We start from the raw sequence: 7,134 nt of genomic DNA, 5'->3' as shown, positions 1-7,134 counted from the left end.
CTTCTCGGCCGCCGCCGGGCGACGCTCGCCTCGATCCTGTGGCTCACGAGCTGGTCCGGGGCCGGCGCGCTCGCCGCCGCCCCCTGGCAACTGGGATTTCTCAGAGTGCGGTACGTGACTTGATGTCCGTATTGCCCTCCCCGCTGACCGGCTGGCTCGTCGACCGGTACGGCCGTACACCGATAGCCGCAGCCTCCGGCCTCACCCTCCTCGCCGCCGGAATCAAATCACCGCCGTCGCGGCGCCTGCCGCGGCTGGGCTGGAACCCGGGCCTCGTCTCCGGCACCGCGATGATCACCGATGCCGTGCCGCTGGCCACCCGCGCCAAGAACCAGGGCATGGCCGACGTCTCTGTCGCCATCGCCGGCGCCACCGGGGGCTTCAGCTCCGGCCTCGTCGTCTCCGCCTCCGGCTACCCCGTCCTCGCCCTCACCGGCGGCATCCGCACGCCGTCCTCCACGCGATCGCCACCAGTGCGAGCAGCCGGTGACCCGGCCGGCCCCGTCGGGGGAAGCCGGCCGCCCTCACCGTCGACGGCACCGGACACCGTCGTCCACGTCTTCGCCAGAACCTCATCCGCCCGATGCTGAACTCGACAGAGACCGCCAACCCGTCCTCGGCGGCCTCCAGGCAATGGAGGCGGTGCGGTGGATCAGCTGCGGTGCCACGCCGGTGCGGTCACTTCCAGTCGCTGTTCGATGGAGCCGTCGCTGTTGGCTCCGTTTCTTGGGCGGCCGCTTGCCTGTGCTCGATGAGGGCCGTGGTACCGGCTACCACCGCAGAGAGAGCCACGGCGGCGGACAGCATGGCCGAGGTACGGCTGACGTCGCGCCGCAGGCCCGCAGCCAGGAAAGCGGCGGCATCGACCGAGTCCATGACGATGTTCACGGCAAGGAACTGCTGCTGCTGGGGCCGGGTGAAACTGTCCATCCGTTGCAGTCCGAGCCCGAGAGCGGCGTTGCGGATCGCGAACATCCGCGCATAAGGGATCGCGGGGGTACCGCTAGCCGTGAGCTGGAAAAGCCGCGCGGCCAGCCGCGGGGTGAACAAGTGGGTGGCCGCGACGATGAAGCGCCCGGTCGTCAGCGCTCTGCGGGAAGGAACCAGGTGGAGGGGGAATTTGGACATGGAGAATCCTTTCAATCCGGAACGAGCCGGTCAGTTGTTCAGGAGGTGGCGGGTCAGGAATTCGACCCGGTCCGCAACGACGGCGTCGAACGCCGGCAGGCCGCTCATCCTGGGACGCTTCAGCGCGAGTCGGGGCGGGCGAGGCCCGAAGCGGCGTCGAGGCTGTCGATGGCGGTTCGGGCCTCGGACACCGCGGCGGCGACCGCGGCGGCGGCCTGCCCGGCTTGTTCGGGCGTGTGGGACGGCATGACCTGTAGGCGCAGTCTGGCGGAGCCGCTTGGCACCACGGGGTATTCGACGACCATGGCCGCCACTCCGCGCGGGCGCGGATTACGGTGTGTGAGGCGTGCTACGCGTTCGTCGCCGATGACGGCCGGAACGATCGGACCCGGGCTGCCCAGGCAGGCCAGTCCGTGGTCGGCCAGAGCTTCAGCAGTGCCGACGCGGCGCCGAGTGTCTGCCGGCGCAGCCGTGCTCCTTCCGGGGACACCGCGATCCGCAATGCGGCGTTGGCTGCCGCGGCCTGGGCGGAGGGAAGGGTACCTATGGGGTTCAGAGCCCGGCGACGACGCGTCGTAGTGTGCCCGGCGCGATGCGCAGCATGGCGGGCATGACTTTCGTCTGACCCGGGAATGCCATGTTCCGCCCCCGCCGAAAAGCTTTCATCGTGACCGCCGCCACCTGCTCGGGAGTCAGTTTCTTCCCCGTGGCTGCGGCGTTCATGGGTGTGTCCGTAGACGGTGGAAGGACCTCGAGGACATGGGTGCCCTGCGGGGCGAGTTGACGGCGCAAGCCATCCGCAAAGCCGTGCAGGCCGGCCTTCACCGCGCCGTGGGTAGGCGCGCGAGTGGGCGAGACCAAAGCGAACCCCGAGGTGATGAATACGATCGCGTCGGGCCCTGGCCATCGCTCGAGCACTTCACCCGTCAAGTGGATGGGGGCGGTGAGGTTCAGCTCCACCTCGGCATCGAGAGTCGCATTGGGGTTCTTGCCGGCAGCATAGTCTCGTTCCTCGAACGTACCGGCGTTGTTGACCAACACGTCCAGACGCCCGAAGCGATCAGCGATTGCTTGCAGCAACGCTGCGCGGTCAGCTGCGTCCGTCACATCGGCCCGCACGGCCAGCGCCTGCGGGTGTGCCTGCGCGAATCGGTCAAGCGCAGCCTGCGAACGTCCGCAAACGACGACAGACGCCCCGAGCTCGACGAAGGATTGCGCGAGGCTCAAGCCGATGCCTGAGGTTCCACCAGTGATGAGTACGGTCTGTGACACGATCCCACCCCTCTGTATAGCGTACCGATTGGTACGAAACACCGTAGCACATCCGTACCGATCGGTACCGAAGGAGTAGGATGAAGAAATGACCTCGCCGACACCGGTCCCTCCTGGCAGGCCTCGCGCGTTCGATATCGACGAGGCACTCGATCGTGCAGTCCTGGTGTTCTGGTCAAAGGGTTTCGAGGGTGCCAGCCTTGACGACCTCACCGAGGCGATGGGTATCAGCCGCCCCAGCCTGTACAGGGCGTTCGGCAGCAAAGAAGACCTCTTCTACAAGGCGCTGGAGCGGTACACCGAGGGCTTGACCGCCTACTTCGGCCGAGCTCTGGCAGAGCCCACGAGCGGAGCAGTGGCTACTGCCGTCCTCCACGGGGCGGTCGAGGCGGCAACCATGCCGGGATTGCCCACGGGCTGTCTTGGCGTGCAGGGTGCGTTGGCCACCGGGGATGACAGCCGCCCAGTCCGAGACGCACTCATCGCATGGCGTGAAGACGGGATAGCCCACTTGACGCGCCGGTTTCAACAGGCGGTGGACGCCGGTGACCTTCCGCCTTCCACAGATCCTCATCTTCTCGCGCTCTACCTGAGAACAGTCGCCAATGGGATCGCCGTCCAGGCCGCGAGTGGTAGTTCCCGCCCTGAACTGCTGCAGGTCGCGAACCTCGCGTTGGGCAGCTGGCCAAAGCCGTAGTCAGCCAGTCAGCCCGGGATCTGCGCACGTACTTCGGTTTTCCGTGGTTCGCGCGACGGGCGCGACGGGCGGAGGAGCTGCGGGTGCGGCGGTAGCGGGCGGTTCCGCGGGGGCGCGGGATGCCGACGCTGCGACGGGGCTGGCGAGACGGCACGTGCCGGGGCCGAGGCGCGCAGTCAACTACCGGTGATCAACTGTTCGTCAAGCCGTGCGTGCCGGCGGCATCCCGGCTCCCGTCCTTGTCGCGTCGGTGCCCCAGCTGGCCAGCAGTCGTAGTGCCTCCGCGGACGGGGAGTTGGGTTCGGCGTGGTACGTCGCCAGCGTCTGTTCGTGGTCGTCGGCCAGGTGGAACGACTCGAGGCGGAGATCGAGTTCGCCGACGAGCGGGTGGTGCAGGCGCTGGATGCCGTGGCACTTGTCCTTGACGTCGTGGGCGGCCCACAGCCGCCTGAACTCCTCGCTCTTCACCGAGAGTTCGCCCACGAGCGCGGACAGCCGGGGGTCGTTGGGATGGGAGCCGGCGTCCATGCGCAGCTGAGAGACGACGTCGTTCGCTTTTTGCTCCCAGTCCACGAACAGGTCGCGGTACTCGGGCCTGAGGAACACCAGCCGCGCCCAGTTCCGCTCGTGCGCGGGCAGCTCGGCCCAGTCGCCGAAGACCGCCGCGGCCATCCGGTTCCAGGCGAGTATGTCCGAGCGCCGTCCCACGAGGATCGCCGGGCCGCCTTCCATGGTGTCCAGCAGCGTCCGCAGGGGGCCCCGCACCTGCTGGGTGCGGCCGGCCGGCTTCTTCTTGTGCTGTTTCGGCTTCGCCAGGTGTGTGAGGTGGGCGTGCTCGGCGTCGCTCAGCCTGAGCGCGCGGGCGATGGCCTCGAGGACCTCCGCCGACACGTGCCGCCCGTTGCCCTGCTCCAGGCGCGTGTAGTACCCCACCGACACCCCGGCCAGCTGCGCCAGCTCCTCGCGGCGCAGCCCCGGCACCCGCCGGTGCCGCCCGAAATCCGGCAGGCCCACGTCCTCCGGCTTCAGCCGGGCCCGCCGGGTGCGCAGGAACTCACTGAGCTCGGCACGCGGGTCCAGAGCGCCGTCGGCGGGCTCGTGCACCGGGTCGGGGTATTCGTCCATGCCTCCGAGTATCCACGGTCGGACGCACACCAGCCTGCACCAGTCAGTGGTAGTCACAGCGGATGTACACCAAGCCGTGACCTGGGTGAATACCGGATCGTCCCGCACGCTGGCCACTGTGCCCGGCTGGAAGGCAGCCGGGGCGTGGCTTGCATCAAGAACGGAGCACACCCCATGACCGCAACACAGGCGACCGAGTCGAGGACGCATCAGACGGAAACGGCCGCGGAGGTGGTCGGCCGCCTTCGTGCGACGTTCAACACCGGCGTCACCCGCGGACTGGACTGGCGCGTCAGCCAGCTGCGGCGGCTGCGGGCCCTGCTGGTCGAGAACGAGCAGGAGCTGATCGAAGCGCTCTGGAAGGATCTGAGGAAGAACCCCGCCGAGGCGAAGACGCAGGAGATCGACTTCACCGTCGCCGACATCGACGAGACGCTGGCGACTCTCGAGAGCTGGCTTCAGCCCCGCCCGGTGGAGGTTCCCGCCCACTTCGGTCCCACGACCACCGCCTACACCACGTACGACCCGCTCGGGGTCGTCCTGGTGATCGCTCCCTGGAACTTCCCGCTGCACCTTCTCATCGACCCCATCATCGGCGCCCTGGCCGCCGGGAACACCGTGGTGGCCAAGCCGAGCGAGATCTCGGTGCACACCTCGGCAGTCGCCTCACGCCTCCTGCGCGAGTACTTCGACCCTGACGTGCTCACCGTGGTCGAGGGGGGCGCCGAGGAGACCACGGCCCTCCTGGCACAGCGTTTCGACCACATCTTCTACACCGGCAACGGCACGGTCGGCCGGATCGTCATGGCCGCAGCAGCCAAGAACCTCACCCCCGTCACGCTCGAACTCGGAGGCAAGTCGCCCGTCTTCGTGGCGCCCGACGCCGATGTGGAGGAGACCGCCAAGCGGCTGGTCGGCGCCAAGTTCGGCAACGCCGGTCAGCAGTGCATAGCCCCCGACTACGTTCTGGCCGATCCTGCCACCGCCGCCGCACTGGCCCCCGCCCTGCGTGCGGCGGTCGAAGCCCAGTTCGGCACCAGCCCGCAGACCTCGGCCGACTTCGGCCGGATCATCAACGAGCGGCACTTCGACCGGCTCACGCGTCTGCTGGACTCCGGCCGGCCGGCGGTGGGAGGCCAGCACGACCGCGACGACCTGTTCATCGCACCGACCGTGCTCACCGATGTCGACCCCGCATCACCGGTCATGCAGGAGGAGATCTTCGGCCCGATCCTCGCCGTCGTCGAAGTCGAAGACCTCGATGCCGCCATCGCCTTCATCAACGAACGCGACAAGCCCCTCGCCCTCTACGCCTTCACCGAGTCCGAGGCCACCAAGTCGCGCCTGGTGAACGAGACGTCCTCCGGCGGCGTCGCCTGGGGCCAGCCGGTGATGCAACTGCTCATGACTGGCCTGCCTTTCGGCGGTGTCGGCGAAAGCGGCATGGGCCGCTACCACGGCCGGTACTCCCTCGAGACGTTCAGCCACCTCAAGGGTGTCGCGGACGTCCCGCTCAGCTAGCCTCGCGCGTTCTGCCGACACCACCCACACCCCGATCCGCCGGGACAGCGTGGCCCCCCTGCGCCGCAGACCCTCATCCCGTTTTCCTCCCTATTGCAGAGAGAAAGAAACCCATGCCTGTCAACACTTCAGAAGTTTCGCCCGTCCCGTCACTTTTCTCCCCCGTCTCTCTCGGGAAGATCGAGCTCGCCAACCGCGTCGTCATGGCACCGCTGACCCGGGTCCGGGCCGGTTCCTCCGGCATTCCCGGGGACCTGATGGTCGAGTACTACCGGCAGCGGGCGAGCGTCGGAATGATCATCACCGAGGGCACCTACCCCGACCACGCGTCGCAGGGGTATGTCGGTGAGCCGGGCATCGCCACCGACGAGCAGGCGGCCGGCTGGCAGCGGGTGTTCGAGGCGGTGCACGCCGAGGGCGGCCGCATCGTCCTGCAGATCATGCACGCCGGCCGCGGCACCCACCCCGACATCAACGGCGGCCGCCGCATCCTCGCCCCCAGCGCGATCGCCATCGACAACAAGACGTTCACCGAGAAGGGCGAGCAGCCCTACCCCGTACCGGAAGCGATGACCACCGCAGAGATCCGGGCAGCCCTGGAGGACTTCGTCACCGCGGCCCGCCGGGCCATCGAGGCGGGAGCGGACGGCGTGGAAATCCACGGCGCCAACGGCTACCTGCTCCACCAGTTCCTCTCCCCGGCGGCCAACCAGCGCACCGATGGATACGGCGGCTCGCCGCAGAACCGCGCCCGCTTCGTCGTCGAGGTCGTCACGGCGGTCGCCCAGGCCGTCGGCGCCGAGCGGGTCGGGCTGCGGATCTCGCCGGAGGTCGTCCTCGGGGACGTCTTCGAGACCGACCGGGACGACGTCCTGGCCACCTACGGCACCCTGATGGACCAACTGCGCCCGCTGGGCCTGGCCTACCTCTCCGTACTGCACACCGAGCCGGGCGGCGACCTGGCACAGGAGCTGCGGCGGCGCTTCGACGGCAAGCTGATCGTCAACAACGGCCCCTTCGGGGGGCAGACCAACCGCGAGCAGGCGCTCCAGCAGATCGAGGCCGGCCACGCCGACGCCGTGGTCGTGGGCCGGGCTCTCATCGCCAACCCCGACCTGGTCGAGCGCTGGCAGGGTGGCCACCCGGAGAACGAGCCGCGGCCGGAACTGTTCTACGGGCCGGGCGCCGAGGGCTACACCGACTACCCCTTCCTCGAAGCGGCTTGAGGCCCACGGTCACGCCTGTCCATGCGGCAGCCCCACTCACCCATGGACAGGCGCCCGACCGGCGACACCGTGCCCGCCCCTTTGAGCCCGCGCTCACACCGGCGGTCACCGGCTCCAGGACCGTCGGATCCGTCAGGGCGTTGACGGTCCGCAGGTTCCTGGTCA

General features: G+C 68.8%; 7 protein-coding genes and 1 pseudogene. 4 read left to right on the top strand and 4 right to left on the bottom strand.

The window, feature by feature from the left end; genetic code table 11:
• Window positions 1-131 precede the first annotated feature (131 nt).
• Window positions 132-443, top strand: a pseudogene (locus ACFY6U_RS51520) (MFS transporter); the annotation flags it as partial.
• 235 nt (window positions 444-678) lie between these two features.
• Here the strand turns inward: ACFY6U_RS51520 and ACFY6U_RS51515 are convergent.
• From ACFY6U_RS51515 to ACFY6U_RS51505, 3 genes are all read right to left on the bottom strand, one after another.
• On the bottom strand, window positions 679-1,128 hold the full coding sequence (locus ACFY6U_RS51515; RefSeq protein WP_390050004.1) for a hypothetical protein: 450 nt from the start codon (window positions 1,126-1,128) through the stop codon (window positions 679-681).
• A gap of 119 nt (window positions 1,129-1,247) precedes the next feature.
• Window positions 1,248-1,433 carry a hypothetical protein gene (locus ACFY6U_RS51510; RefSeq protein ID WP_390050002.1) on the bottom strand — a complete coding sequence of 62 codons (186 nt, stop codon included), beginning with the start codon at window positions 1,431-1,433 and terminating at the stop codon, window positions 1,248-1,250.
• A gap of 247 nt (window positions 1,434-1,680) precedes the next feature.
• Window positions 1,681-2,400: an SDR family NAD(P)-dependent oxidoreductase gene (locus ACFY6U_RS51505; protein ID WP_390050000.1), complete on the bottom strand. Its 720-nt coding sequence runs from the start codon at window positions 2,398-2,400 to the stop codon at window positions 1,681-1,683.
• 88 nt (window positions 2,401-2,488) lie between these two features.
• On the opposite strand from ACFY6U_RS51505, the gene ACFY6U_RS51500 reads away from it, so the two are divergent.
• A complete protein-coding gene (locus ACFY6U_RS51500; RefSeq protein ID WP_390049998.1) occupies window positions 2,489-3,097 on the top strand; it encodes a TetR/AcrR family transcriptional regulator in 609 nt (202 codons plus the stop codon).
• A gap of 201 nt (window positions 3,098-3,298) precedes the next feature.
• On the opposite strand, the gene ACFY6U_RS51495 is transcribed toward ACFY6U_RS51500, so the two are convergent.
• Window positions 3,299-4,222, bottom strand: a complete 924-nt coding sequence (locus ACFY6U_RS51495; protein WP_390049996.1) for a helix-turn-helix transcriptional regulator — start codon at window positions 4,220-4,222, stop codon at window positions 3,299-3,301.
• 174 nt (window positions 4,223-4,396) lie between these two features.
• Here ACFY6U_RS51495 and ACFY6U_RS51490 point away from each other — a divergent pair, with 174 nt between their 5' ends.
• Window positions 4,397-5,743 carry an aldehyde dehydrogenase family protein gene (locus ACFY6U_RS51490; RefSeq protein ID WP_390049994.1) on the top strand — a complete coding sequence of 449 codons (1,347 nt, stop codon included), beginning with the start codon at window positions 4,397-4,399 and terminating at the stop codon, window positions 5,741-5,743.
• Between the two features lie 113 nt (window positions 5,744-5,856).
• A complete protein-coding gene (locus ACFY6U_RS51485; RefSeq protein WP_390049992.1) occupies window positions 5,857-6,969 on the top strand; it encodes an alkene reductase in 1,113 nt (370 codons plus the stop codon).
• Window positions 6,970-7,134: the final 165 nt, after the last annotated feature.

Origin of the sequence: Streptomyces sp. NPDC013157, from assembly GCF_042899865.1 — a bacterium.
In the GTDB taxonomy this organism is placed as follows: domain Bacteria; phylum Actinomycetota; class Actinomycetes; order Streptomycetales; family Streptomycetaceae; genus Streptomyces.
Note: the sequence above shows the minus strand (reverse complement) of the source record. Positions and strands in the feature narration are given on the sequence as shown.

Excerpts from the sequence above, each read along its gene's own strand:
- ACFY6U_RS51515 (WP_390050004.1), bottom strand. The coding sequence starts at position 1,128 with ATGTCCAAATTCCCCCTCCACCTGGTTCCTTCCCGCAGAGCGCTGACG.
- ACFY6U_RS51510 (WP_390050002.1), bottom strand. The coding sequence starts at position 1,433 with ATGGTCGTCGAATACCCCGTGGTGCCAAGCGGCTCCGCCAGACTGCGC.
- ACFY6U_RS51500 (WP_390049998.1), top strand. The coding sequence starts at position 2,489 with ATGACCTCGCCGACACCGGTCCCTCCTGGCAGGCCTCGCGCGTTCGAT.
- ACFY6U_RS51495 (WP_390049996.1), bottom strand. The coding sequence starts at position 4,222 with ATGGACGAATACCCCGACCCGGTGCACGAGCCCGCCGACGGCGCTCTG.
- ACFY6U_RS51490 (WP_390049994.1), top strand. The coding sequence starts at position 4,397 with ATGACCGCAACACAGGCGACCGAGTCGAGGACGCATCAGACGGAAACG.
- ACFY6U_RS51485 (WP_390049992.1), top strand. The coding sequence starts at position 5,857 with ATGCCTGTCAACACTTCAGAAGTTTCGCCCGTCCCGTCACTTTTCTCC.